Raw genomic sequence first — 25437 nt, forward strand, 5'->3', positions numbered from 1 at the left:
AATCTTCGACGGTCAGCTTTCAGCCACTTAATGTAGCCTTCAGCCCTCAGCCACAACCTTATAAACAATATCCAGCGCCTCAGGAAGCTTATCGACCTTAGTGCCGCCGGCTTGGGCCATATCCGGCCGTCCACCGCCACTGCCGCCTACCAGTTGGGCCACTTTTTTAACGATATCTCCGGCATGAAATCTCTTGGTCAGGTCTTTGGTAACCACGGCCACAAGGTGGACTTTGTTATCATGGATACCTCCGAGCACGACTATACCCGACCCGATCTTGTCACGAAATCTGTCGGCGAGTTCCCGCAGGGTCCTGGGACTATCTATGGGGACTATCGTAGAAAGGACATGGAACCCATCCATTTTTCTGGCGCCTTGCAGGATACCGTCCAATCCCTGGATGGTAAGTTTAGACGTTAAATCAGCGACTTCCTTTTCCAGTTCTTTCTGTCTGGTTATTAATTTCTCTATCTTGTTTTCTAATTCTTCCGTGCCCGCTTTCAAAAGATGGCCCAGTCGCTTTAATCTTAGATCCTGTTCCTGCGCCAACCTCAGGGCCACACTGCCGGTTACGGCCTCTATACGGCGGATGCCGGCGGCTACCCCGCCTTCACCCACGATCTTGAACAGACCTATATCACCGGTCCGGGCCGCATGCGTACCCCCGCAAAGTTCCTTGCTGAAAGGGCCGATAGATACCACCCGCACCCGGTCTCCATACTTTTCCCCAAAGAGGGCGGTCGCCCCGTTTTGTATGGCCTGTTCCAGGGCCTGTATATCCGTCTCCAGGGGAATATTCTCCCGGATCTTCCCGTTGACTATGGCCTCGATTCTCTCCAGGTCAGCCGCCTCTACCGGCGAAAAATGCGTGAAATCAAAACGCAGTCTATCCGGGGCCACCAGAGAGCCGGACTGCCGGACATGCTCACCCAGGACGGTTCGCAGTGCGGCATGGAGGAGATGGGTGGCGGTATGGTTTAGGGCCACGGACTGCCGTCGCTCCGGGGATATGGCCAGTTCTACCTCTTCGCCGGCCTTTATTTTCCCATCTATCACCCGGCCGCGATGTACATAAAGCCTGCCCGCTATGCTGATAGTTTCCTCGATAACCACCGTGCCTGTATGTCCTCTGATGGTCCCCTGATCTCCTACCTGCCCCCCGGCCTCCGCATAGAAAGGCGTCTTTTCCACCACGACCTCCACCGCCTCGCCTTTTCCCGCCTCCGCCACTGCCTCGCCATTTTTGACCAATAGCCACAACCGGGAGCGGGTCGAGCAGACCGCATAGCCGACAAACTCCGTCTTTTGCCCTTTGTCCAGCAGGTCGCGAAATACAAGAGGAATCTCCATTGGTTCACCCTTCCAGGCCTTCTTGGAGAGCTCGCGTTGTCTGGCCATATACTCCTGGAAACCGGCATTATCGATTTCAAGGCCGTTTTCCTGCCCTATATCCTGGATGATGTCTATGGGAAACCCGTAGGTATCGTAGAGTTTAAAGACGGTATCACCTGATATAATATGCCCCCCCCTGGCCCTCAGGTCGGCTATTTCCTCCTGAAGGAGACGGAGGCCGAAGTCTAGGGTCTCCGCAAAGCGTTCCTCTTCATTTAAAAGGACCTTTCTCGCAAAATCGGCAGATTCTATTAATTCCGGGTAGGTCTTCCCCATAATACCGGCCGCAACGCCGGTTATCTCGCCCAGAAAGGGTTTGGTAAGACCAAGCTCCTGGCCATAACGGACGGCGCGGCGCAGTATCCTTCTGAGCACATAGCCGCGGCCTTCGTTGGAGGGCAACACCCCGTCGGCGATGAGAAAGGCGGCTGCCCGGCTGTGATCGGCAATGACCCGCATGGCCATATCGCGGGCCTCACCCTGGCCATAAGAGGTCCCGGCCAGGCCGGCTATGGCCGCGATGATTCCCTGAAACAGGTCGGATTCATAGTTGCTTTTTTTGCCCTGCAGGACCGCGGCAATACGTTCCAATCCCATACCCGTATCAATGCTGGGCCGGGGCAGCGGATGCAGCTCTCCTTTTTCATTCCGGTAGTACTGCATAAAGACCAGATTCCACAGTTCCAGGTAACGATCGCAATCACAACCTACCCGGCAATCCGGCCTACGGCAGCCGATCCCCTCGCCCTGATCAATGAGGATTTCAGAACAGGGCCCGCAGGGGCCGGTATCCCCCATGGCCCAGAAGTTATCCTTTTCCCCGAGCCTGACTATTCTTTCCGCAGGCAGACCTATTTTTGTACGCCAGATTTCATAGGCCTCGTTATCCTGTTCATAGACGGAAACCCACAACTTTTCTGCAGGCAGTTTTAGGTGCCCGGTCAAAAACTCCCAGGCAAAGGCGATGGCTTCCTCCTTGAAATAGTCTCCAAAGGAAAAATTACCCAGCATCTCAAAAAACGTATGATGCCGCGCCGTCCGGCCCACATTTTCCAGGTCGTTGTGCTTGCCGCCGGCCCGCATACACTTTTGTACCGAAACCGCCCGGACATAATCGCGCCTTTCCCCTCCCAGAAATACCTGTTTAAACTGGACCATCCCGGCATTGGTAAAAAGCAGGGTTGGGTCATCGGCCGGCACCAGGGATGAGCTTTTAACTACCGTATGGCCTTTTGTAACAAAATACTCTATAAATTTTTCTCTGATCTCCTGTCCGGTCATTTATTTGTCCTGTTTTGCCGCCTTTTCCGTATCGCTCCCGGCAATCCCATAGGCTTCTTTAATTCTGTCCTCAATGGCCGCCATTACCGCAGGATTGTCCCTTAGGAATAACCGGGCATTTTCACGTCCCTGGCCGATTCTTTCCCCGCTATAGGAATACCACGCGCCGCTCTTATCAATTATGTTCACGGCCGTAGCCAGGTCCAGGACGTCCATCTCCCTGGATATACCCGAACCGTATAAAATATCAAATTCTGCCTCTTTGAAGGGCGGCGCCATCTTATTTTTGACCACCTTCACCCTTGTGCGGCTGCCTACAATATCCTGCCCCTCCTTGAGATTGCCTATCTTTCGAATATCAAGACGCATAGAGGCATAAAACTTAAGGGCCGTGCCGCCCGTAGTCGTCTCCGGGTTGCCATAGAAGACACCGATTTTCATGCGTATCTGATTAATGAATATCACCGAGGTCAGAGACCGGCTGATGCTGCCGGTAAGCTTGCGCAGGGCCTGGGACATGAGGCGGGCTTGAAGTCCGACATGAGAATCGCCCATTTCCCCTTCTATCTCGGCGCGCGGAACGAGCGCTGCCACGGAGTCAACGACCAGTACATCTACCGCCCCGCTACGCACCAACACCTCGGCAATTTCCAGGGCCTGTTCACCGGTATCCGGCTGAGACACCAAAAGCTCATCGGTCTTAACCCCCAGCTTTTGCGCATAACCCACATCCAGGGCATGTTCTGCGTCAATGAAGGCTGCTGTACCCCCTCTTCTCTGGGCCTCCGCCACAATATGTAAGGCCAGGGTCGTCTTACCGGAAGACTCCGGCCCGAAGATCTCGGTTACTCTCCCGCGGGGGATACCCCCTATGCCGGAGGCTATATCTAAAGCCAGGGAGCCGGTCGGAATAATGGGGACATCCACTACCCGTTCGTTAGCCCCCAGGCGCATAATAGAGCCTTTTCCGAATTGTTTTTCGATTTGGATGACGGCCAGTTCTACGGCTTTGCTTTTATCCATTGGTGTTGCCATGTTATCCCTCCAGTTTTTATTAAGGCTGATATTAACCTATTAATGGTAGTCGCCGCAAGGGGGTATAGATGGCGCCTTCAGGGCGCAGGGCGCTTTTATAGAGTATTAGCTCATTGACGGTAAAAGGAGTAAAGTTTATATCTTTAAGCCCTTCAATTTTATGGGCCAAATCCGAGGCCCTCTTATAGGAACGTACCCGTCCCAGGGTCAAATGCGGGGTAAATGGTCTGTCTTCTGCCGGAAAACCCAGGCCGGAAAGGGCCTGTTCGATACTTTTCTGTATAACCATCAAACGCTCTATATCGCCGGTCATCCCGATCCAGATGACCCGCGGCCGCCTTAAATCCGGGAAGGCGCCTATACCTTCGGCCTTCAAGACCAGCGGCTTCCGGTCAGTTATAACCCCGCTTACCGCATTAACGATGGGCTCAACCTTTCCTTCCTCAATATTGCCGAAAAATTTCAAAGTAAGATGGATGCCTTCCGGCCTGACCCATTTTATATCGGCAGCCGGGGTGCGTAGCCCCATGGTAGCGCTAACTATAGATTCACGAAGATCCATGGGCGGATCAACTGCCAAAAACGAGCGTATCATGCGCCAGATACCTTCTCAATCCATCCAGGGCGGTCTCTGCCGCTACCTTTTGAATCATCTCACGCGTGCCCCGGAACAAAAAATGATGAGCTACCGTATTTCCGGGAACGGCCAGGCCGATATAGACTGTCCCCACCGGTTTTTCCGGTGTACCACCAGTAGGGCCGGCAATGCCGGTTACCGAAAGACCGATATCGGTGCGGCTTTTCTCTTTAACTCCGCGCGCCATCTGTTCAGCCACCTCGGCGCTGACTGCGCCAAAGGCAGTAAGCGTCTCTTCAGAGACATGGAGAAGTTCCACCTTTGAGAGGTTACTGTAGGTGATAACCCCTCGCTCGAAATAATCCGAGCTTCCAGGTATTTTGGTCAGGCGGTGTCCAAGCAGCCCGCCCGTACACGATTCCGCCACAGAGAGACTAAGCTTCCTGGCCCTTAAAAAGTCCCCCACTACTTTCTCCAGCGTATCGTCCCCATAGCCAAAGATATGCGGATACAATCTCGCTTCCAGTTCTGCCTTGGCCCTGGAAAGGATAGCCTCAGTCTCACCCAGGGGTTCACTACTGAAAGTCAAGGTCACGTGGACTTCAGGAAAATCGGGATAATAACCGATTTTAAGCCTGGGATAAATCTCTTCCAGATCCGCACAGCGGGCATTTATCTCTGACTCGACCAGCCCGAAGGTCTTTATGACTTCCTGCCTGGTAACCACAGAGGGCCTCCATTTGGTTGCCAGGTACGGCAAGACCTTGCGGTCCAGGAGGTCCTTCATCTGATCGGGAACCCCGGGCAGAAAAAAAAGAGTTTTCCCCTCGTGCTCCAGAAAATAACCGGCCGCTTTGCCTATTTCATCCAGTAGGGTGGCCCCTTCAGGCAGCCAGGCCAGCTTAAGGTATTCTTCACACGGTTTCTCCCCTTTGGCCTGGAAGTATTTTTCGATTCGCTCTCTGATCTCATTGTGAAATACAAGCCTGCGGCCAAGGATGCGGGAAGTTACTTCCGTGGTCAGATCATCACTGGTAGGCCCCAGCCCGCCCGTAACTATCACAAAGTCGGCCTTCTGCATGGCCTGAGTGAGCCCCTCTTCTATAGATTCCGGCTGGTCTCCCACGATGCTCATCTTCCTTATAACATAACCCGCCTCAAAAAACCGCCTGGCCGCAAATAGGCTGGTAGTATTTGGGACCCGTCCCACCAATAATTCATCGCCGATGGCTATAATCTCACCTTTCATGGATTATCCCTATAATGCCAATTTTGGTAGCCGCAGCCTTTAGGCCGCGGTGATGTAGAGGATAAGGCGTAAAATCAAGTTGGCATATATGCCTGCGACAATGTCGTCAGCCACTATACCGTAACCTCCGGGTAATACTCCCTCAAGCGTTTTAGCAGGAAATATCTTGGTAATATCAAAGAAACGAAAAAGTAAGAACCCAACCACAACCGCCCAACCGGTTGGAGGAATTTGCGTAAGAGTTACCGCCATCCCGGCAATTTCGTCAATTACTATGGAAGAGTCGTCTTTTTGTCCGGTTATGATCTCTGCCTGATGAGCGACTATGACTGCCAGAAAAATCAGCACGATAAGGCCGGGGAGATAGAAGAGCAGCGAATATCGCGCCAGCAAATAATGAAATAATACCCCCCACAGGCTGCCCCACGTCCCCGGGGCCAGAGGTAACCGTCCGAAATAGGCCCCTGTGGCCAAAAAGAGTATCAAACTACGCAAGACTTAATTATCCTTTTGAGAATATCTTTTAGTTTTCATCCGGGAACCCAAGGATTCCGGATGGAGCAATCAGCACTCAGCCATCAGCGTTCAGCTTAATGTGATGTTTGTCTTAGATTTTTGCTGACAGCTAATCGCTGATCGCTGAAAGCGTGAAGCCGGAAACAGTAGTTTCCGGATGAACATTAATTAATCAGCCTGCTCTCCAGCACCGGCCAGGGCGATCTTCTGATATACATATTTGAGGGGGACATTGTATTCGTTGGCTATTTTTCGGCATTCTTCATACTCAGGATAAACAATCCGCCGTCCATCCGTTCCCCTCGCTATCTTTACCTTTACCAGACCCCACTCCGTCCTGACCTGGCCCACAGTGCGTTCTACAGCAAAACGCCGGGCTTCGTAATAGCGCAGCCCCAGGGTGGTGGTCTCACGCAATATGATCTCCATAAGCAGGTTTTTTACTGCCTCGGGACTTATCACCCGCAGCAGCGTCCCCGGCCGGTTTTTCTTCATTTGTATGGGAGATAAAGAGACGTCTAACGCCCCGGCCTCAAACAATTTGTCCATCAGGTGGTCATAAAACTCGGGGTTCATGTCGTCGATATGCGACTCTATGACCGCGACCGGCCTTGATTCGGGGATCGCCAAAGGATGCCCGGAGACCAGGCGCAGGAGATTTGGTATTTCTGACAGTTCAGATGTGCCCGCACCGTAACCCGCCTTATCGATGCGCATGGCCGGCATCTGCCCGAAATCTTTAGCCAGGGTAGTGACAATAGCTGCTCCCGTAGGAGTTACAAGCTCTACCTGGCTATCCACCGGATATGTAGGCGCTCCCTTAAGGAGGGCCAGGGTGGCCGGGGCGGGTAGCGGCAAGCGGCCGTGGCTGGAGGTTATCCAGCCTCTGGACATAGGAAGGGGCGAGCAATAGAATTCTTTTATCCCAAAGTAATTAAAACCGATAGCCGCCCCTACGATATCAACTATGGTATCGACACCGCCTATCTCATGGAAGTGGACCCTGGCCAGCGGCGTGTTATGGACACGGGCCTCGGCCCCGGCGAGGCGTTTAAATATATCCAGGCTTATTTTTTTCACCGGCGCATCAAGGAGGCTCTCCGATATGAGCTCCCGGATATCAACAAACCGGCGCTCCGGGGGCGTCTTTTCCCTTACATCTACCTCAAAAAATATGCTGCTGATGGGGTATCTTTTAGAACGCTGGGCGCGGCAATGATATCCTTTTAAGGAGAGCTTCTTCAGCTCGCCCCTCAGTTTTTCCAGGGGCAATCCCAGGTCCAGAAGCGCCCCCACCACCATATTGCCGCTTATGCCCCCAAGGCAGTCGAAGTACAGTATAGAATCGCGGGTGTATCCTGGTATTTTATTTTTTTGTATCCGTGTTTTTTGCATGAAGCCCCTGGACCAGTCTGTAGATTTTCTCTCTGGCCATGTATGAAAAGATAACGGCAGCCAGAGCTATCCCAAGCAGGATAAAAAAACCGACATACTCTTTATCAAAGACCTTGCTCCCCTGGAGGGCAAACATCAGCGTGCCGGGTATGCGGCCAACCGCAGCGATGACGAGAAAGACACTGGTAGGCATGAGACTAAGCCCCAGGAGATAACATAGAGAGTCCTTGGGAACCCCCGGCAGCAAAAAAAGGATAAAGGCTATAATAACGCCCTGGTGCTCGACTATGAAGTTGAACTTATTGTAGATCTTTGTCTGGCCTAAGCGGCGGGTTACATAGGGCGTAAATATTCTGGAGATACTAAAGGCCAACCATGAACCCAAGGTTAATCCAACAGTCGAATAGATAAATCCTTTAACCGCACCAAAGAGGTATCCGGCGATAAATCCACCAGTGGCCTCCCCCGGAATCGGGGAGATTACCACCTGCATTATCTGGAGGCCGATAAAGGCCAGGGGCGCCAGCGAGCCGAAAGAAGCCACAAAATCCCGGATCTTTTCCCGGTCAGAAAGCAGGGCGCTGAATTTGTCATATCCAATAGTTGATAAAGAATTATGGAGCAGTACCAGACCGAACAATGAGAGGCATAAAAGAATAATGGCCCAGAGTAATAACTTTTTGTAGAGATTGCCCTTGTCCATTGTTTTTCTATACTTATTTTTAAGACTTTTGGCAAGTCAAGTATGATGAACTCGTAAAAAGTCAAGGTTTGGACGGCACAGTAAAAAGCTCCAGTTGCAAGGCGCGCAAATCCTGAGGAATGAGGCGTACTTGTAGCTACGCCGCAGTGACGAAGGACGCCGCGCAACGCAGCAAATGGACTTTTTACGAAGCCGTCAAGTGTGGATAGGGTCGGCCTTTAATCTTGACTACGGTCACACCAAATGTTACCCTACGGCTATCCATAAAAGCCAAGGTAGCCGCCATGAAAAAGTTTATTATATCAATAAGTAGTCTATTTGTAATCCTGAGCTTATGCTCATCGCTTTGGGCCGGAGAACCGGCCAGGGTTGCCATTATCCCCTTCAATGTCCATGCGCCGGGTGATCTGTCCTACCTACAGGACGGCATCTTCGACATGCTGGCCAGCCGTATTGCCTGGGAGGGGAAAGTCGTGGTGCTGGAAAAGCACGCGGTTAAAGATATATACCAGAAATATACGGGCGATTTAAATGAAATATCGGCCAAAAAACTGGGCCAGGAGTTAAAGGTCGATTACATCCTTTTCGGCAGCCTTACGGTACTCGGAAATTCAAGCAGCCTGGACGCCAAAATAGTAGCCACAAATCTTAACCAGCCGGCCATGTCCGTTTATACTCAGACAAAAAGTCTGGATGAAGTCATTCCTAAAGTAGATGAATTTGCCGGGGATATAAATGCCAAGATATTTGGCCGGACTCCGGTTATCACCCGTACCGCCATCGCCCCGCCTAAGGAACAAACGACGGTTGCAGCCCATCCACAGCGGATTTTATTGTCCAGCCAGGAAGAGGAGCCTTCTTCTAATCTAAATCCGGATTTTATTCAACTTTCTGCCAAACAAAAGAAGGCCGGTTTTTGGAAGAGCCAGGAGTTTCCAGCCGTTATGAGAGGGATGCAGGTAATCGACCTGGACGGCGATGGACAGAAAGAAATAGTCTTCATCACCCAGACAGATGTCTGGATATACCGGCAAAAAGGTGAAAAACTGGACGAGGTAAAACATATCAAGGGCAAATCCACCTATGATCAACTTTCCGTGGACGTAGGGGATATAAACGGTAACGGGACCCCTGAAATTTACGTGTCCAACCTGAGTTCCGGCAACGTGGATTCATTCGTTCTGGAATGGAACGGCTCAGATTTTGTGCGCATCGCCGAACATCTCCGCTGGTATCTCAGGATAACTAAGCTGGCAGGGGGCAACCTGACCATAGTCGGCCAGCAAAAAGATATTAATAGTCCCTTTACGTTGGCCGTTTGCGAGCTGCTATGGGTAAACAAAAAGTTACAGGCCGGAGAACAACTTGGCCTGCCTGTAGGCGCTAACGTATTCAATTTCACGATAGCGGATATCGACGGAGACAAGACTGCAGAAACTATCATGATTGATGAACACAATAAACTCAAGGTTTATGCTGCCTCCGGTGAACTGCGCTGGAAAAGTGACGAACCCTATGGAGAAACTATTAACTTTGTTACGGTCAACCCCAACCGCACACGCTCCGACACTGAAGAAAGGATATATCTGCCCTCACGGATCACTGTGACCGATCTAAACAAAGATGGTATTGCCGACCTTATAGTAAACAGAAACCTTTCTACCGCATCCCGACTGTTGCGAAACTTCAAAGAATATACCAGCAGCGAGATATATTTGCTCAGCTGGGACGGGCTGGGCCTGGCGGAAAGTTGGAAGACACGCAAGATATCCGGTGGAGTCTGTGATTATCAGTTAGTAGATACCGATGGGAAAGACCATTACGAACTCTTTGTCGGTATCATAATGAGAACCGGCGTCGCACCCCTTGTTTCCGGCAAAAGCACGATAATCAGCTACAGGCTCAACGTCAGTCAGGACGAATAGCGTTTTATCAAAAGGTTAACCACAGAACACATAGCTTTCAGCGGGTAGCGTATAGCTCCAAACGTGAGGCGTCTTTCGTCTCTCGTCCCTCCCCTTACGTCTCCCCTCTCACCTTCCTTGACTGCCGACCGTTGTAATCTGTTTTTTTGTTGACATTTTTTTGAAGTTAACGGTTAACTTACCGATGTATTCTTAGGGACATCCGGCGAAAATCTGTTCCGTATAACCAGGATACAAAAATCGATTAATTCATGGAAACCCTTGTCGGTAAAAATGCCCTGCGTTTTTTGCGCGAGATCATGTTGAGGAAAACTCAACTCAGCCTGTTTATTCCTGGCGCTGATTACACTCGTTTAACTATCATCCTTAAGCTCCCTGTAATCGGTGACCAACAATATGTGGCAATGGACTGGATAGAAGATTTTGCGGATATTATTCTCTCTCATCCGGATCCCAAGCTTATCTTTGAATGTATTGACAGCCAAAAAATCCCGTATCGTTTTTCAACCAAGCCCTACAAGGCAGAGGACAGGGAGATATGGGTCTATTCCCCCAAAGAAATTGTTCGTATCCAAAGACGGCGGCACTTCCGTATTGATGTCCCCTCAGGCAGTGAAGTGAGGATGTCCCCGGGAGGAGAAACCTCGGCCTTCGCCATAAAAGACATCAGTGTAAGCGGATTAGCCATCCTCGTACCCCGAAATAAGGGAAAAGAAAAATTTCTAAAGCTCGGTGATGAACTAAAAGAGCTCAGAGTCCATCTCCTCCTGGAGGGAAAAGTTTACGGGATTGCCGTAAAGTCAGCCATAGTAAGAAGGTTGCAAGATAATATGGAGACCAACGTGATCCAGTGCGGGTTAGAATTCACAGGTATTGATAATAAGACAGAAAATATAGTGAACGACTATATCCGCAGACTGGAACGTTTTATGCTCCGCAAGTTACGCGGGATGGAAGACTAAGTGGTGTTCATCCGGAAACTACTGTTTCCGGCTTCACGCTTTCAGCGATTCCGCCTAAGGCGGATCAGTAAAAATCTAAGACAAATAACACATTAAGCTGATTGCTGAGTGCTGATCGCTCCATCCGGAATCCTTGGGTTTCCGGATGGAAACTAAGTGGTTATTGATTATTTGATTTTTTTTGTTTATTTTTTATATGGTCAATCTTTTTCCGGGATAATCACAAGGTCTTTCCCACGGGCCTATAATTTTTCAGGAGGTAATATTAAGGAATCATGAAATCAAAGCCGTCTTCCGGTTATAGCCAGCTGTCTCAGGGGGCTAAACTTCGTAAACGTAAAATTTTGGCTGAAGCGATACGTCCCGTGGAGATATCACCGGGTATGACCGTGGGTGACCTGCTGGGAAAAATGAGCGGGATGTCCATACAGGCACGAAATCTGGGCAATTGCGCGAGAGTTCTGTCCAGGATGTTTGAAGATCCTGACCGGCCTACGATTTTTCTGGGGCTGGCCGGCCCCCTGATCGCCGCCGGATTAAGGAATGTCATACGTGAGTTAATTGTAGGAGGTTATATAGACGTAGTGGTGTCAACAGGGGCCATCCTCTATCAGGATATATACCAGGCCAGAGGATATAAGCATTATAAGGGAACTCCGGCGGCAGATGACCGGATGCTCAGAGACCTTTACATAGACCGCATCTATGATACTTACGTAGATGAGGAGGCCTTCTGGAAAACCGATATGTGGTGCGGCAAGATCGCCGATGAACTGCCACCCGGCAATTATTCCAGCCGGCAGTACATAGATTTTATCGGCTCTCATCTGGATGACGAACGCTCTATAGTTTACCAATGCCACCGCATGGGCATACCTATTTTTGCCCCGGCTATAAATGATTCTTCCATAGGCATCGGCCTTACTGAACACCGGCACAGATGTAAGGTGGAGTCAAGGCCGGGAGTTGCCATTGATTCTATTCAGGACAATTATGAGCTTACGCAGATTGTGGTCAGGTCAAAGAAGACGGCGGCCATCTACGTGGCCGGTGGCGTACCGAAAAACTACATCAACGACTCCATAGTCATGAGTTATATATTCAGTCTGGAACGCGGACACTCCTATGCCATACAGGTCACCACAGCGGTTTCACATGACGGCGGTCTTTCCGGTTCAACCCTGGGTGAAGCCCAGTCCTGGGGAAAGATAAAGAAAGATGCAGACTTTGCCATGGCCTGGGTAGAACCCAGTGTCTCCTTGCCGCTGCTGGCCGCTTATGCACTGGAAAAACATCCTGCGCCGGCCAGGCCAAGGCTGGTATTTAATTGGGAAGGGGACATCCTTAAAGGATTAAATCCGGAAAAGGTTGCCCGGAAGATCAAGCAAGGCAAGCTCAAAGCTGAAAGCTGAAGGCTGGAAACTTAACCCTAACGGCTTCGTAAAAAGTCAATTTCTCACGCAAAGGCGCAAAGACCGCGAAGGAAAAATGAAAATCTGGAAATCAAGAAATCAGGGATGGAACAGTATTTCCCTTCATGAGCTCCTGAGTTCCAAATTTTATTCTTTTTGCGTCCTTGGCGGCTTTGCGTGATATTTTGGGCCTTTTACGAGTTCATCAACTTTGCCCCTCCTGCGGCGGATCTACCGACATTTAGTCATTTGGTATTCATTTGAACCTGGGATTTTGTCATTTGAGCTTAAAAGGGTACTTCTGTCCCCATGCGGTCTGTGTTATTTAAGTGTCAGCGTCCTCTCGCCAAAAACCATAAACTGGGCCCACCTGATGCCGAACTTCATCAGTTCCAGTTCATCTGAACGAAGCCGGGTAACATAATCGACCGAAAGGTCAAATTCTTCCAGGAACCCTGGTGTAAAAACCATGTCCTTGAATTTATCCAGATTGTAGCAGGCCAGGGCAAAATTTCGCATCTTCTCATCGGTCAGATTTTTAATCCCGGCACGATCCCTGCTCACAATAAGTTCCATAAAAAGATCATTCATCTCGTTATAAATTTTTATCTCTTGATCATCCAGCCACTCTTCTATAGACCATTCATTCGGCTCTTCAAACCCCAGGCAATGGTCTTCCTGGAAGATAAAATAGTTCTCTTTTTTCCGGTTGGTATCTCTGTTTTTTTCTACCAGGCGACCGAGAGGATAAGTGCGGCAGGCAGCAGGCCGGTCCGCATAGACCGTGCACCCGTCCGGCGTAACAAAAGGGCAGGTCCGCTCCTGGTCCTTGTTCATACGAAGAGTCATCACCGGGAATCCCGAGACAATACCGATATTGGTAGAGGCATATTTCCGCAGAAACTCGCCGGATGAAATGCCCAGTCTGTTTTTCAGGCGCAGTATATCATAAGGCGAGAGAAAGAGATTAAGGTCACGGCAACAATGGGTAAAACATCTTAATCCCTTGCGGCAGGCAAAGCGAAACCTCTCGCCCGGCATGAGCGGCCTGGGATCTTCTAACTCGCCTGCTTCTCCAGTTACAACTTTGTTCAGTTCTGTCATGTATCTTATTTCCTTTTGTGTTAAATTTTCCGGACTGTACAAGCCGGGCGAAATATTCGAAAGACCGGTTATCCGTAACTTATGCTTAGCCTTTTTATCTCGTTACGCCTCGCAAGTATCTCAAAAGATATCTCAAAATTCCTCTTGCGCAGGAGATGAATTTCTTCAGTATGAATCTCACGGTGCTTAAGCTCCCTTTCCGTGAGTTCCAGTATCTTTCGGTCATTGGCCTTTCTTTCGGCCTCTAATTCTCGAACCTTTTCCTCCAAATGGGCCCTCTGCATTTCAACTTCTTTGGTTACCGTCTCTTCCATCTTTCCCGTCTCTTAAGTGGTTTTTAAATTCCGGTGAGATCACGTTGCTTTTTAGCCTGTTTAAGCGCTTAAGACAAGATTTTTGTGCGCTCAAATTAAAACTTAACAGAATTAAAGAATATAGGTAAAATGTTCGATTGAAAATATATGATGAACTCGTAAAAAGTGCCCGGGGGAAACCAATCAAAGTATGGAACTCCGTTTTCATGAACCGAACCTCGAAATTGATGACCGGATAGAGTCCTTGATGGACTTGGCAGGCGTTGATGCCAATCGCGATATTATACGCGAATTAATTATTGCCAGCCTGAAGGGTGGTCAGGACACCAGGGATCGCGGTGACCTGAAGATGATGAATAACACCCTCAAGGAGATGCGTTATACTGCAAAGGTCTTTGGGCCTTATCGGAACCGGCTCAAAGTAACGGTATTTGGTTCAGCCAGAACCCTTCCCGGCACACCGCTTTATGATATGGCCCTTCGCTTTGCCCGCGGGTTGGTCGAGAACGGTTTTATGGTGATTACCGGCGGCGGTCCTGGTATCATGGAAGCAGCCAACAAGGGGGCCGGTCATGAGAATTCCTTTGGTGTTACTATCAAACTCCCTTTTGAACAGGTGACTAATGAGATAATAGCCTCTAATCCGCGCATGATCCAGTACAAATACTTTTTTAACCGCAAGGTGGCCTTTATTAAGGAAACCCACGCTGTGGCGCTGTTCCCCGGTGGGTTTGGAACCATGGACGAGGCTATGGAGGCCATGACCCTCGTCCAGACCGGAAAACAGAACCCCATCCCTATCGTGTTTCTCGAAACCAGGGGAAATGGATATTGGGGAAAATGGATGGAATTTCTGCAAGACTGCCTGGTTAAGGGCGAATATATCTCACCGGAAGACGTAAACCTACTCACCATCCTCAACGATGAAAAAGAGGCGGTAAAAATTATCACAGCGTTTTATCGCCGTTATCACTCCATACGCTACGTAGGAGATATGGTAGTCTTACGCCTTAAGACCCGCCTGGGAAAATATGCTATACAGGCATTAAACGAGGAATTCCCGGAGGATCTCCTGCCCGGTGGAAAAATTGAGGCCCGGGAGGCATTACCGGAGGAACAAGACGAACCTGAATTGTTAGAACTGCCGCGTTTAACGTTCCCCTTTAATAAGAAATCTTTCGCCAGCCTTAAGGCTATAATTGAGCGGGTAAATAGTTTCTGACATGCACTGTGTTATTCTGTTTCTTTAAATTTTACTACCTTGATTATATCCCTGTAAAATTCCCTTTCTTCCTTGGATACCTCGGTCTTAAGTAGGTTCCGCCTGACCAGTATAGGAATTTGCTGATTCAAGGCCAGGGCCAGGGCATCACTGGGCCTTGAATCAACCCCAACCTCGTTCCCGCCTTTTTCGTAGAAGACATTGGCAATATACGCATTATCTTGCTGCTCATATATCTCCACACGCAAGAATCTAATGCCCAGATTTTTCAATATCCCTAAATAAAGATCATGCGTTAGGGGCCGGGGAGGCCTGTAAGTGCCTTTTTCCTTGGCAATGGCAGCGAATTCAGCCGGACCGATGAGCATCGTAAAGTAATATTTACTGTCCGTCTTCTCTTTTAAGATAATCTGATATCCATCCTGTTGCTCTACCAGTTGGACATCATGCACGGCTATCATATCTTCCAGCCCTTCCAAATTGATTCCTCCTCTAACGCGCCAATTCTTCTATTAAGATCAATATCATTTACCCAAAGACTTACAACAAAGGTCAAGGCCCTCGCCTTGACATAGTCTCCTCGCTGCAAATCCGTCTAAGGCTTTTAAAAAGACATTAAATTAAGGCCCATGGAAAGTCAACCCTCATAAATTCTTTAAATTTCCTTGTGCCTGGGACAATCACGCCATAGAATAGAAAATAAGCCGGAGTTAAAGGTAATGCCAAAAGTTTTATGAAAAACAACCACAGAGTTTGCTATATTTTAGGAAACCTTGATATTTTATTTTCTCTGTGTACTCTGTGGTTAATCTTTTGATAGTACGGAGGTTCGAACAAGGGAGATAATTATGGATAAAGAAACAACAAGCCGGGTTTATCAGGAGAGGTTAGAGGACTTGAAAAACATGCCCAAGGATTTAGTGCAAAAATTAACGGCCGGAGTTAAGGAGCCCTGGACCAAGATATTTCTCACAGAGCCGGACCCAAAAAAATGGCCTCCCGGGATGTACGAAATTCTGAGACCATATCTTGAAAAAGGTTAGCTTGCCCTGTGGGGAATCAAAGAGGCTAGCCCTGGAATTACTCCAGAGCCAGCCTCTTATTTACCTAACCAGGCCAGATGCCCGGCCTCTGAATTAGCTGTCAGCTATCAGCGCTCAGCCTTCAGTCTCTGGCTGTCTGCCGATTGCTGACGGCTGATCGCTTGAAAGTCAGCCAGTCTTACCTCTTTCACCGCAAAGACGCAAAGGGCGCAAAGAAAGATATATCTTTTTCTCTGCGTTCTCCGTGTGCTCTGCGGTGAAAAGTCTTACTCATTACTCGTCACTCGTCACTAAATCCCCCCTCACCCCCCTTTATCAAAGGGGGGATGGGGGGATTTTAGAAACTGAGTGTCAGGCTGTGGTCTATCTGATAGACGTCATCGGTAGTGTAGTCTGTACCAGCCGGACCCTTAAAGAAGTCGCCTGTCCACAGGTAACCAAGATGGAGTTCATAGGCCAGGTTGCTCATGATCTGATACTTCAGACCCAGGTCCAGTTCTTTACCGAATTCATCATCCTGGTAATAGGTGCTGCTGATCTTGTCCGCGTATGCTATGCCCAGGGCGCCATGCAGGGCGAGATGGGGATCGACCGTATAGTCGGCATAGATCCAGTATCCTACAGAACCAGTAGCGGTATCTCCCGGATTGCCAAACTGGCCGGCATTGGAGTAACCAGATTTCTGGGAAGGGTGTACCAGCGTGGTGTTTAAAATGTTGCTCTGTGGCCCGTACAGGACGTACATCGGCTGAAAGTCTCCGCCGGAGGCCGGCCCGACGTCATAATCGCCGTCTGTAGCATTGTCATCACCGGAGGTATAGGCCGTGCCGATCCCTACGGTAAGAGGACCTTTGTTCATCCAGGCCTTGGCATAGTAACCCCACCCGGCGCGATCCACATCTGTAGTGCCGGCGGCGTAGTAATCCTTATAGTCGCCGCCCAGGAGGGACAGTTCACCCTTGAAGAAATAGGTGTTCGTCGCATCATTGGCCTGTAGGCAGAAGTAGTTGCCGATGCGGTTGGCCTTCCAGCCGGTAGTGGCCGGGTTCTCTGAACCTGTCCGGACATGGTAGTAGTCGAAGGCATAGCCCAGGTAAAGACAAGGTTTGGTATATTGCAGGCAGAGGGAGTACCGGTCGAGATCCTCATCGGCCATGTTATTGCCTGATGTAACACTCTGTTCCTCCCATTTTTCATGGAAGGCGAAGAAGCTGAAGGGTCCCCAGCTCGGGGAGAAGTAGTGGATCTTCTCCACGTCCATCTCGGTATTGGCCCACTCCGTAAAGTAGGTATAGATTCCGGGCTTGCGGCCGACATGGAGCTTGCCCCAGGAGCCTGTCCATTCGATATAGGCCTGGTTTAAAATGATGTTGTCGGCGGTATCACCAAAGTTGGCCCAGTTATTGTGGCCGATACCGGTCGTGGGTACGCCGCCTGAAGTCTCGCTGCTCCCCCACATCTGGTTGTTGAATACCGAGACGCGGGTGATCAGTTTGAGGTTATCAGCAACCTTGAAGACCGGATTCAACCGGAGCAGGTGATCCCAGTAGGCATCCGGGTTCCCATAGCCGTTTGTAGTATAGGGGGTGTTACCATCCCAGGGCGTAACCTGCCCCTGATTGGCATTGCTCTGATAGATGCCGCGCACCCGGTAGAAACCGCTCAGGCTCATGTCCACGGCCATGGCCGGGAGCGCCATAGCGGTCACAAACAGGGCAGCGGCCACAAGTACTAAAACCTTTTTCATATCTTTCCTTTCTCCTTTATCCGTTATTTTTTCACCACAGAGCACACAGAGAGCGCAGAGAAAAAGATATATCTTTCTTTGCGTCCTTTGCGTCTTTGCGGTGAACATGCATAGCGAGCGCATTCCCCGCTGCTTGCGGCGGGGTTAGCGAGCGAATACTATGCTTTTTACCTTACATACGGAGATTCCCCGCAGCTTGCTGCGGGGAGCTTCAATCTGACACAAATCATTACCCTTTTGTCAACACCAGTACATATTCACGGCCTGCTTCTTTGCTCTCTACCTCCCATCCCTCTTTTTGGGCCAACCGGGTGATGTTCTCCCTGGCAGTATCCGTGTCCACCTTCACTTCAAAGGCGCCCCGTCCCAATGACTGCATCTTCTGCCGGGTCAGAATGACCGGCTGAGGGCAGGAAAGTCCACGGGCATCTACAAAATCCGTCATCTCTAAACCTCCTCCTTTATATCTTTTCGCGCATGGTAAGGCCGACGAAGAAACAGAAGGCAAGCCCTATGAGGACGGCCAGAGGCCCATACAGGCCAACCCCTTTGGGAGAACTGGCCAGGGAAAAGTTATGGGCAAAACCCGCACCGATAATCATACCCAGTACCAATACACCGGCATCGCCATCGCCTTCTCCGGCCAGGAATAATTGTCGCCCCGGACATCCGCCGGCCAAGGCAAAGGCCAGTCCGGCCAGGACCATGCCGCCAAAATTCCACAACTGGTTGGTATGGGCGATCGGCTGATTTTCAAAACCAGCATGGAACTGACCGAGGATCAGGTTGGTAATAAATGCGCCGGCAACCAGCGCCAATACGCCGCTCGCCAGGTGAAAATCCCGCATTAAAATTATATCCCTGACCGCCCCCATGGTGCAGAACCGGGTCCGTTGCGCCATAAACCCGATAAACAGGCCGATCAGGAGTGATGCGGCTATAGGCGCATGCATAGACCCCGGCCCTTTGGCGCTGAAAAAAATCGGCCCGGTTTGGCCATTATCACCCATCTGCGGCGCCAGTAAAAGAAAGATAAGAAGTGCGCCCATGGCTAACGGCAGTATCCACCCCATAGCAACATAGCTCTTCTGTGCCCGGCCCAGATTGTAACCATTTTTCAGGAAGGCCACACCAATAGCTATGCCTGCTGTAAGGCCGATTAAACCGGCAATAGCATTCCCATCGCCGGCCGATAGTCTAAGCAAGGCCCGCCATGGACATCCGAGAAAGACCAGCGCCCCGGTCATGGCAAAAAAACCAAGGAAAAAACGGACAATGGGGGCAGATCCCGCACGAGGCCTGAACTCTTTAAAGGCGTAAGCGGCTATCAACGCGCCGAAGACAAACCCGATTATCTCCGGCCGGATATACTGAACAACGGCCGCGCGGTGCAGACCCAGGGCGCCGGCAATATCCCTTTCAAAGCAGGCCACGCATATACCCATATTACCCGGGTTACCCATCTTCTGAAGTAGGGCGGCCAGTATCCCGATAATAGCCCCCGTAGCTACGATTCCAGCACGCGTCCCGAAAAAAGATTTAATCTTATCCATTAGAAAATACCTCCAGGCAACCATCGAGCTTTTCGCCGGTATTAACTCACAGCATGATATGCGCCGGTCCGGGCATCACGCCGATCTCATGTGCATATATAATCCAGGAGGTAGGATGTCAAATCGATAAATCGGATATGGATATGGATAATTATAGGCAAAAACTATTACATAAGATAAACATGGAAGGAATGTCGCCGGATATATCTACCCGTGACGGACCGAAGGCAGGCTGGTCCTGGACAGAAAGGAGGATTCCGATGTTAGTATAATGTGATGTAAAACACCAGGTGCGTCCAGCCTGGCTAATCTTGGCATAGATTCTATCTCGTATTTACGCTTTCCTAATACATTGTCAACTTACTTTTCTACCAGCGTCCCCACATCTACCGCGGTGGCGAGGCGCTATCCGGAAGGCCAGATAATTGTCCATCCTCTGTCTCCTGACATCAGGCGCACATATGGGGCCCGGAACCTGGGCCGTGGCCTTTCTGCCGGATATCGGGATATCATAAAACCGCATCTGATGCTCACGTAAAATTTCAGCAAAATTTCCTTTTAAGATTCAGATGTTTTTTGTACGAGAAGAACTGCTTTACTCCAGAGGGGCACTGCCGTGCTATAAAAAAGCGAAAGCCTCTTGACACTACCAACTTTTTCAGGGACGACTAATTAACCTGCCATCTGCTTACTCTTTAAAAAATTGATTAAACAAGCCATGAACCCAATGACGACCATCATAATAATATTGTTTGTCATTCGTTTTTACTTTTGACCCCACTAAGAAACCAGAAGCGCTACGATCGATATTAAAATGTGGCTCGGTCACCACATTAAATTGTAGAGTAAATTCATACTTAAAACCGTCACCAGAAGCTTCGCCAATATAGTAAATACTATATTTCGAAGCGTCCTTCAGGTATTCATTTAAACTTCCTTCAATCCTAAAAACACGACCGCCTATAGCGTCCAGTCTAACGGTTCTCTTAAATGAAACAGCCTCACTTAACTCATATTTCTCGCTTCGCTTAACACTTGGCTTAAACTCTCTTCGTACATGTTGACCAGCTAGTTCCATGACTTTAACTAAAAAATGATCATCAACTACACCAAAAGAAGTAAATGCTAAATTGTCTTTAGCCCATTTCTCAAAATGGCCATTTGGCCATTTTTGGAGATAATCCTCAAAAGCTTTTTTACTCGGCCTTTTTTCGGCTTCATAATACTGATTAACCTCTTCAGCAAATTGCGCGTACTTCCCTTTAGGAAGAGCTTTAAGATATGCTTGAATGATATCTATATTCTTATTTTTGAGATTATCTATATTAAGTATTCCGGCCTTTTCGATTACGTTATCACATCGCCTAATTGCTTCATCAACCTTTGAACTTTTTGCATAGGTTTTCATGAATGTCTCATAGGCATTGATGGTATTCAAGTCTTCTGCTCTACCAAAGGCAATAATATCTTCAGGCGCTTGTTTCTGCTGTGGCTTAATCCAAATAGCAATTTTACGATCAACATTTAGACCACTTAGAAAACTAAGAGTAGCACCATTATCTATATAATCCTCATAAATAGCTTCATCCGGAAGATTAGGGCCAACAATCGTTCTTACAGCACCAGTAATTGTTAATTTAAGATAACCAGCTTCTCTTTTCCAATCAAAAGCACCAGATGGACCTAAACGTCCAATTTCTTTTTTCCCATCATAAATGACGAAAGGTATTGCTCCGCCCCACATATTATCCTCTCTCTCGATTTTAACTAACGCGGGATTTTTAATTTTGGCAAGCTCTTCTTTACCCTGAACAGGCATTTGCGTTGATGCATAGAACATCGATGCACAGCCGGATAAGAAGACCATCGCAACTGAGAAGAATATTGAGATTGATCGCATACAAAACTCCTTTCTTAATTATAGGAACGGAGCGGAGTCCCGTAGGGTGGGCATTGCCCACCGTCTTTGTCGTCCTTCATTCTCCACCGACGTCGATTGGAATCTCCACCGGTGTCGCACCCCAATCCGGCGAGTAGATTTCTTTCTCAACATAGCGATGAAAAGTCGAATACGGCCAGTCCCTCGGTGCGTCCACAATCCCATGCTTTACCGGATTGTAATGGATGTAATCACAATGGGCCGAAAAGTCCCGGTCGTCTCTAATCATGTGTTCCCAAAATCTTCGTTGCCACACCGTGGCCTCTCTGTGCTTTTCCCGTGAGGTAGTCCCCTTCGGCCGGTCAAGCCACACCTTGGATCCTTTCGTAAATTCCGCCTTGATTAATCCCCACCGCAGTGAATAGTTCATATCCCCCTGGGGCAGCCGCCAAATACAGTGCATATGATCCGGCAGCAAAACCCACGCTTCGATAATAAAAGGATGCGAGCCGCACACCTTAGAAAGGATTTCACGTAACAGGTCTCTCGATTTCGGGAGACATAGAATCGGTTGCCGTCGATATGTAACAACCGTGAAGAAATACGCATGCCCCTCCCGTGCTCGTCGATAATTTGGCATTTAATTTGACCCATTTCCGCGACACATTACAGGTTTCGGTGGGCACGATAAAGCTGTGCCCACCCTACAAGGCTAATCTTGGCATGCATTCGCATTCATCGCTTTCCTAATACATTGTCAACTTACTTTTCTACCAGCGTCCCCACATTCGAGCAAGGTCAGCGACGGGAGCCGCTTTGATCCGCATGATCTATGCTCCCCAGGTTGAATTCCTTCCGTTCATGAGAACGTATCAAATATATCGCTCCCGCTACGCCGATTACGTTGGCAAGAACCCGAGCGAATCCGTGCTCGATAAGAATGCCACTCCCCTTGGAAATGGTATTTGCATTCCACCAATATGCGAGAATAGGCAGTCCTATTACGATAATGCCGGAGAGTAGGACGGAAGTGATCTGTCTATGATTAGGCGCAGTTCGGGCTGCAAAGTATATAAACGCCAAAGGACCAAATGCTGCTTGAAGGATTGATTCAATATTCCGAAGGGTCCTGGGGTCCCGAATCTCGATTATTGGATCGATACCCCAACCGCCGAGGTTTATCATGACAAGCCAATGGAGGGGGAACATTACGAGCGCCGCGGCAATAATCCCGGCGGGAACGAAACACATCCATCGCAGTATTTTGTTCGAAGTAGACATGGCGGCTTTCCTGTTGTCGTTTCTGTCGCCCAACCAGTTATTAGATGGACGGATAAACATAGCACAGATTTTTTTACCCGGTCAAGGCGAAAAAATAACTTGACGTAAACTATAAGGTTTTATTACAGCCCTGTAGGGTGGGCTTTGCCCACTATCATCATCTTCATCCTCCACCAATATCCGAATCTCCATCGATGTTGCACCCCAATCCGGCGAGTACATCCCTTTCTTAACATGCTGTTATCAAAAAAAACAGGCTGTACCGGGGGAGGTACAGCCTGATAAATTGGTTGCTATAATGCCTTGCTAATACTGACTAAAGCGGTCAGCAGTCACCAAGTACGACTAATAAGATTCCGCCATGATGGAAGGTCATTTTCTTGCCTCTTTTGTGCAGTCTCCAGTCCGTTTGCGAAGTTTACCATACCGCCGGGCATGCGGGGCGCGAGTTTACGAGCATCCCTCATGACCTTGTTCGGCCCTCCTCTGCCTCTTAATAATGGCAGTTAAACTGCGGAGAGCGTCGTTGACCGAGTCGTGGTCGGGAAAATACTCAGCCACGTCGGGATCAATGACTATGACGTTGGAGCCCTCCGCATACCGCTTCGCATATTTTCCTCGGACTGCACCAGTAAAATCGTACTCCTCCAGCATGTCTGGATCATTCTTCATTCTCTTCATACCGAACCCTCTCTTTTTTTGTCGCCAACCTGGCGCTGATAATACGTATTCGATCGCCTCTCTCCGTATGGACGATAACCAAGAGTCGCCCTTGCATGGATCGTCCAATTAGGACAAGGCGTTCCTCGTCCTCGGAATGCAAGGGGTCGTCAATCGTCTGTGACAACGGGTCACGAAATGCCGTGCTCGCCTCGTCGAAAGAGATGCCATGTGTTTTGACGTTTAGCCGTGCCTTCTTAGGATCCCATTCAAATAGTAGCCCCACAAGATGTCACATTTCTCCTTTGTTAATGCCGAACATTATATATTATATCGACTCGACTTTTTTCGTCGAGATCTGCATTAGGGGTAATCGTATAAGAATTTGCGGAATAACACAATAAGAAAAAATCTATTTAAATATTAAGGGGATAGGATTGATAAGACAAAGAACAACATTGGCTTCTCAAGCTGTTATCAAAAAAAACAGGCTGTACCTGGGGGGTACAGCCTGATAAATTGGTTGCTATAACGCCTTGCTAATACTGACTGGAATCGCTGAAAGCTTGAATCCGAAAACGGTAGTTTCCGGATGAGCATTAATTACTATTCAGGAGATTCGGCCTTCACTTTTTCTTCCGTAGTCTCCTTCTTCTTTACAGTTTTTTTCTTTTCAGTCCCTTTCGATTTTACAGATGTAGCCTTGGTGGAAGCGATCCGTTTCTTGGCCGCGGTCTTTCCTTTACCCTTTTTACTTCGGGACTTCTCTCCCTCAGCAGCGCCTGTAACCAGCTCTATAAAAGATATCGGAGCTGCGTCTCCATGTCTCATGCCTATCTTTGTTATGCGCGTATATCCACCCGGCCGGTCAACAAAATGTTTGCGCAGGTCTTCAAAGAGTTTTTTTACAATCCCATTATCACGGATGACTGCCAGGGCCTGCCTCCTGGCATGAATATCTCCGCGCTTAGCCAGAGTAATCATCTGCTCGGCCACGCGCCTTAGCACTTTAGCCTTGGCATCGGTGGTCTTTATCTTTTCATGCATAAACAAAGAGGTAACCATATTCCGTACCATGGCCTCACGATGGGCCGTAGTGCGGCTTAACCTTATTCCTGCCTTCCTGTGTCGCATTATCCCTGTTCTCCTCTTCTCTTTTCAATCTCAGCGGGCGGAGGGGGCCAATTTTCTAATTTCGTTCCCAGGTACAAACCCATCTCAGTCAATATCTCTTTGATCTCGTTAAGAGACTTGCGGCCAAAATTCTTTGTCTTGAGCATTTCTGCCTCGGTCTTTTGTATCAAATCCCCTATCAGGTGGATATCCGCATTCTTTAAACAATTAGCGGAGCGAACCGATAATTCCAATTCATCTACGCTACGGTAAATATTTTCGTTGATGGCGGTCTTCTCCTCTTTAAGCTCCTCCCTCGGCTCAACTTCCGGCTCTTCCGCAAAATTGATAAACGCAGAAAACTGCTCCTTTAATATCTTTGCTGCATAAGCCACCGCATCCTCGGGGATGACACTCCCGTCTGTCCAGACTTCCAGGTTCAATTTATCATAATCGGTGATCTGTCCGACTCTGGCATGAGTTACTACGTAATTGACCTTTCTTATGGGTGTAAATATGGCATCTATAGGTATGACCCCGATGGCCTGCCCCTCTTCTTTATTCTTCTCCGCCGGCACATAACCCTTCCCCCATTTAACTACCATCTCCATGCGCAGAGCGCCACCGCCGGTTAGAGTGGCTATCGGTAGATCAGGGGTTAAGACCTCTGCCGTACCATCGGTGATAATATCACCTGCCGTGACTACGCCTTTCTTTTTTGCCTCGATACGAACAGTCTTAGGCGTATCAGCATGGAGTTTGAAGCGAATATTTTTCAAGTTCAGGACGATGTCCGCGACATCTTCCATTACGCCTGGAATGGTTGAGAATTCATGAGAAACACCGTCTATCTTAATGGAAACTATGGCTGCACCCTGCAGCGAGGAGATCAAAACCCGGCGTAAGGCATTGCCCAGGGTAATGCCAAAACCGCGTTCCAACGGTTCGCAGACAAACTTACCGTAGGCATTAGTATGAGTGTCTGTCGCGATTTCCACCTTCTTGGGTTTTATCAACTCCCGCCAGTTTCGTACAGACAAGTTGGTAAATTCTTTAGGCATATCCGCCACTTCC

25 protein-coding genes are annotated in these 25437 nt (G+C 49.0%); 5 read left to right on the top strand and 20 right to left on the bottom strand.

What is annotated here, in order from left to right; all coding sequences use genetic code 11:
- Window positions 1-39: 39 nt before the first annotated feature.
- From alaS to RDU59_10110, 7 genes are all read right to left on the bottom strand, one after another.
- Complete coding sequence (gene alaS, locus RDU59_10080) at window positions 40-2673, bottom strand: alanine--tRNA ligase (GenBank protein MDQ7838819.1); 2634 nt, start codon at window positions 2671-2673, stop codon at window positions 40-42.
- Window positions 2674-3708 (bottom strand): recombinase RecA, encoded by a 1035-nt coding sequence (gene recA / locus RDU59_10085; GenBank protein MDQ7838820.1) that lies wholly within the window; start codon window positions 3706-3708, stop codon window positions 2674-2676.
- 31 nt (window positions 3709-3739) lie between these two features.
- The gene (thpR, locus tag RDU59_10090; protein MDQ7838821.1) at window positions 3740-4303 is read right to left on the bottom strand and encodes an RNA 2',3'-cyclic phosphodiesterase; all 564 of its coding nucleotides are present in this window, start codon (window positions 4301-4303) and stop codon (window positions 3740-3742) included.
- The gene (locus RDU59_10095) at window positions 4278-5534 is read right to left on the bottom strand and encodes a competence/damage-inducible protein A (GenBank protein MDQ7838822.1); all 1257 of its coding nucleotides are present in this window, start codon (window positions 5532-5534) and stop codon (window positions 4278-4280) included. The genes thpR and RDU59_10095 overlap by 26 nt, the downstream gene beginning before the upstream one ends.
- A gap of 39 nt (window positions 5535-5573) precedes the next feature.
- Window positions 5574-6029, bottom strand: coding sequence for a phosphatidylglycerophosphatase A (locus RDU59_10100; protein ID MDQ7838823.1), 456 nt, complete (start codon window positions 6027-6029; stop codon window positions 5574-5576).
- 189 nt (window positions 6030-6218) lie between these two features.
- A complete protein-coding gene (gene larC, locus RDU59_10105; protein ID MDQ7838824.1) occupies window positions 6219-7445 on the bottom strand; it encodes a nickel pincer cofactor biosynthesis protein LarC in 1227 nt (408 codons plus the stop codon).
- Window positions 7417-8148, bottom strand: a complete 732-nt coding sequence (locus RDU59_10110; GenBank protein MDQ7838825.1) for a VTT domain-containing protein — start codon at window positions 8146-8148, stop codon at window positions 7417-7419. Before RDU59_10110 ends, larC begins: the two co-directional genes overlap by 29 nt.
- A gap of 284 nt (window positions 8149-8432) precedes the next feature.
- Here RDU59_10110 and RDU59_10115 point away from each other — a divergent pair, with 284 nt between their 5' ends.
- The 3 genes from RDU59_10115 to RDU59_10125 all read left to right on the top strand — a co-directional run bounded on the left by RDU59_10115 (window position 8433) and on the right by RDU59_10125 (window position 12447).
- Entirely contained in the window at window positions 8433-10073 is a 1641-nt protein-coding gene (locus tag RDU59_10115) for a VCBS repeat-containing protein (GenBank protein ID MDQ7838826.1), read from the top strand.
- Between the two features lie 251 nt (window positions 10074-10324).
- Window positions 10325-11035, top strand: a complete 711-nt coding sequence (locus RDU59_10120) for a PilZ domain-containing protein (GenBank protein ID MDQ7838827.1) — start codon at window positions 10325-10327, stop codon at window positions 11033-11035.
- A gap of 365 nt (window positions 11036-11400) precedes the next feature.
- Window positions 11401-12447, top strand: coding sequence for a deoxyhypusine synthase family protein (locus RDU59_10125; GenBank protein ID MDQ7838828.1), 1047 nt, complete (start codon window positions 11401-11403; stop codon window positions 12445-12447).
- A 321-nt stretch (window positions 12448-12768) separates the two neighbouring features.
- Here the strand turns inward: RDU59_10125 and RDU59_10130 are convergent, their stop codons facing one another.
- A complete protein-coding gene (locus tag RDU59_10130) occupies window positions 12769-13551 on the bottom strand; it encodes a YkgJ family cysteine cluster protein (protein MDQ7838829.1) in 783 nt (260 codons plus the stop codon).
- Between the two features lie 68 nt (window positions 13552-13619).
- The gene (locus RDU59_10135; GenBank protein ID MDQ7838830.1) at window positions 13620-13865 is read right to left on the bottom strand and encodes a hypothetical protein; all 246 of its coding nucleotides are present in this window, start codon (window positions 13863-13865) and stop codon (window positions 13620-13622) included.
- A gap of 190 nt (window positions 13866-14055) precedes the next feature.
- Here RDU59_10135 and RDU59_10140 point away from each other — a divergent pair, with 190 nt between their 5' ends.
- Complete coding sequence (locus tag RDU59_10140) at window positions 14056-15087, top strand: TIGR00730 family Rossman fold protein (GenBank protein MDQ7838831.1); 1032 nt, start codon at window positions 14056-14058, stop codon at window positions 15085-15087.
- A gap of 11 nt (window positions 15088-15098) precedes the next feature.
- Here RDU59_10140 and RDU59_10145 read toward each other — a convergent pair whose 3' ends face one another.
- Window positions 15099-15566: a bifunctional nuclease family protein gene (locus RDU59_10145; GenBank protein MDQ7838832.1), complete on the bottom strand. Its 468-nt coding sequence runs from the start codon at window positions 15564-15566 to the stop codon at window positions 15099-15101.
- Window positions 15567-15935: 369 nt separating this feature from the next.
- Between RDU59_10145 and RDU59_10150 the strand changes: the two genes are divergently transcribed.
- A complete protein-coding gene (locus tag RDU59_10150; GenBank protein MDQ7838833.1) occupies window positions 15936-16130 on the top strand; it encodes a hypothetical protein in 195 nt (64 codons plus the stop codon).
- Between the two features lie 337 nt (window positions 16131-16467).
- Here the strand turns inward: RDU59_10150 and RDU59_10155 are convergent, their stop codons facing one another.
- The 10 genes from RDU59_10155 to RDU59_10200 all read right to left on the bottom strand — a co-directional run bounded on the left by RDU59_10155 (window position 16468) and on the right by RDU59_10200 (window position 25424).
- Entirely contained in the window at window positions 16468-17877 is a 1410-nt protein-coding gene (locus RDU59_10155) for a hypothetical protein (GenBank protein ID MDQ7838834.1), read from the bottom strand.
- A gap of 229 nt (window positions 17878-18106) precedes the next feature.
- Window positions 18107-18322, bottom strand: coding sequence for a sulfurtransferase TusA family protein (locus RDU59_10160; protein MDQ7838835.1), 216 nt, complete (start codon window positions 18320-18322; stop codon window positions 18107-18109).
- Window positions 18323-18338: 16 nt separating this feature from the next.
- Entirely contained in the window at window positions 18339-19430 is a 1092-nt protein-coding gene (gene yedE / locus RDU59_10165) for a YedE family putative selenium transporter (GenBank protein MDQ7838836.1), read from the bottom strand.
- Between the two features lie 688 nt (window positions 19431-20118).
- Window positions 20119-21330, bottom strand: a complete 1212-nt coding sequence (locus RDU59_10170; GenBank protein MDQ7838837.1) for a hypothetical protein — start codon at window positions 21328-21330, stop codon at window positions 20119-20121.
- 76 nt (window positions 21331-21406) lie between these two features.
- On the bottom strand, window positions 21407-21949 hold the full coding sequence (locus RDU59_10175; protein MDQ7838838.1) for a transposase: 543 nt from the start codon (window positions 21947-21949) through the stop codon (window positions 21407-21409).
- Between the two features lie 158 nt (window positions 21950-22107).
- Entirely contained in the window at window positions 22108-22590 is a 483-nt protein-coding gene (locus RDU59_10180) for a hypothetical protein (GenBank protein MDQ7838839.1), read from the bottom strand.
- 450 nt (window positions 22591-23040) lie between these two features.
- Window positions 23041-23271 carry a hypothetical protein gene (locus RDU59_10185; protein MDQ7838840.1) on the bottom strand — a complete coding sequence of 77 codons (231 nt, stop codon included), beginning with the start codon at window positions 23269-23271 and terminating at the stop codon, window positions 23041-23043.
- Entirely contained in the window at window positions 23252-23536 is a 285-nt protein-coding gene (locus tag RDU59_10190) for a BrnT family toxin (protein ID MDQ7838841.1), read from the bottom strand. The genes RDU59_10185 and RDU59_10190 overlap by 20 nt, the downstream gene beginning before the upstream one ends.
- Window positions 23537-23856: 320 nt before the next feature.
- Window positions 23857-24384 carry a 50S ribosomal protein L17 gene (rplQ, locus tag RDU59_10195; protein ID MDQ7838842.1) on the bottom strand — a complete coding sequence of 176 codons (528 nt, stop codon included), beginning with the start codon at window positions 24382-24384 and terminating at the stop codon, window positions 23857-23859.
- Entirely contained in the window at window positions 24384-25424 is a 1041-nt protein-coding gene (locus RDU59_10200) for a DNA-directed RNA polymerase subunit alpha (protein MDQ7838843.1), read from the bottom strand. The genes rplQ and RDU59_10200 overlap by 1 nt, the downstream gene beginning before the upstream one ends.
- Window positions 25425-25437: the final 13 nt, after the last annotated feature.

The sequence above is a fragment of the Thermodesulfobacteriota bacterium genome, from assembly GCA_031082315.1.
Taxonomy (GTDB): domain Bacteria; phylum Desulfobacterota; class QYQD01; order QYQD01; family QYQD01; genus QYQD01.

What these genes read in the sequence shown, in the direction of transcription:
- RDU59_10140 (MDQ7838831.1), top strand. Translation starts at nt 14,056, where the DNA reads ATGGAACTCCGTTTTCATGAACCGAACCTCGAAATTGATGACCGGATA.
- RDU59_10135 (MDQ7838830.1), bottom strand. Translation starts at nt 13,865, where the DNA reads ATGGAAGAGACGGTAACCAAAGAAGTTGAAATGCAGAGGGCCCATTTG.
- yedE (MDQ7838836.1), bottom strand. Translation starts at nt 19,430, where the DNA reads ATGGATAAGATTAAATCTTTTTTCGGGACGCGTGCTGGAATCGTAGCT.
- RDU59_10150 (MDQ7838833.1), top strand. Translation starts at nt 15,936, where the DNA reads ATGGATAAAGAAACAACAAGCCGGGTTTATCAGGAGAGGTTAGAGGAC.
- RDU59_10120 (MDQ7838827.1), top strand. Translation starts at nt 10,325, where the DNA reads ATGGAAACCCTTGTCGGTAAAAATGCCCTGCGTTTTTTGCGCGAGATC.
- RDU59_10130 (MDQ7838829.1), bottom strand. Translation starts at nt 13,551, where the DNA reads ATGACAGAACTGAACAAAGTTGTAACTGGAGAAGCAGGCGAGTTAGAA.
- RDU59_10170 (MDQ7838837.1), bottom strand. Translation starts at nt 21,330, where the DNA reads ATGCGATCAATCTCAATATTCTTCTCAGTTGCGATGGTCTTCTTATCC.
- RDU59_10160 (MDQ7838835.1), bottom strand. Translation starts at nt 18,322, where the DNA reads ATGACGGATTTTGTAGATGCCCGTGGACTTTCCTGCCCTCAGCCGGTC.
- RDU59_10095 (MDQ7838822.1), bottom strand. Translation starts at nt 5,534, where the DNA reads ATGAAAGGTGAGATTATAGCCATCGGCGATGAATTATTGGTGGGACGG.
- alaS (MDQ7838819.1), bottom strand. Translation starts at nt 2,673, where the DNA reads ATGACCGGACAGGAGATCAGAGAAAAATTTATAGAGTATTTTGTTACA.
- RDU59_10155 (MDQ7838834.1), bottom strand. Translation starts at nt 17,877, where the DNA reads ATGAAAAAGGTTTTAGTACTTGTGGCCGCTGCCCTGTTTGTGACCGCT.
- RDU59_10180 (MDQ7838839.1), bottom strand. Translation starts at nt 22,590, where the DNA reads ATGTCTACTTCGAACAAAATACTGCGATGGATGTGTTTCGTTCCCGCC.
- RDU59_10200 (MDQ7838843.1), bottom strand. Translation starts at nt 25,424, where the DNA reads ATGCCTAAAGAATTTACCAACTTGTCTGTACGAAACTGGCGGGAGTTG.
- thpR (MDQ7838821.1), bottom strand. Translation starts at nt 4,303, where the DNA reads ATGATACGCTCGTTTTTGGCAGTTGATCCGCCCATGGATCTTCGTGAA.
- rplQ (MDQ7838842.1), bottom strand. Translation starts at nt 24,384, where the DNA reads ATGCGACACAGGAAGGCAGGAATAAGGTTAAGCCGCACTACGGCCCAT.
- recA (MDQ7838820.1), bottom strand. Translation starts at nt 3,708, where the DNA reads ATGGCAACACCAATGGATAAAAGCAAAGCCGTAGAACTGGCCGTCATC.
- RDU59_10175 (MDQ7838838.1), bottom strand. Translation starts at nt 21,949, where the DNA reads ATGCCAAATTATCGACGAGCACGGGAGGGGCATGCGTATTTCTTCACG.
- RDU59_10115 (MDQ7838826.1), top strand. Translation starts at nt 8,433, where the DNA reads ATGAAAAAGTTTATTATATCAATAAGTAGTCTATTTGTAATCCTGAGC.
- RDU59_10110 (MDQ7838825.1), bottom strand. Translation starts at nt 8,148, where the DNA reads ATGGACAAGGGCAATCTCTACAAAAAGTTATTACTCTGGGCCATTATT.
- larC (MDQ7838824.1), bottom strand. Translation starts at nt 7,445, where the DNA reads ATGCAAAAAACACGGATACAAAAAAATAAAATACCAGGATACACCCGC.
- RDU59_10185 (MDQ7838840.1), bottom strand. Translation starts at nt 23,271, where the DNA reads ATGAAGAGAATGAAGAATGATCCAGACATGCTGGAGGAGTACGATTTT.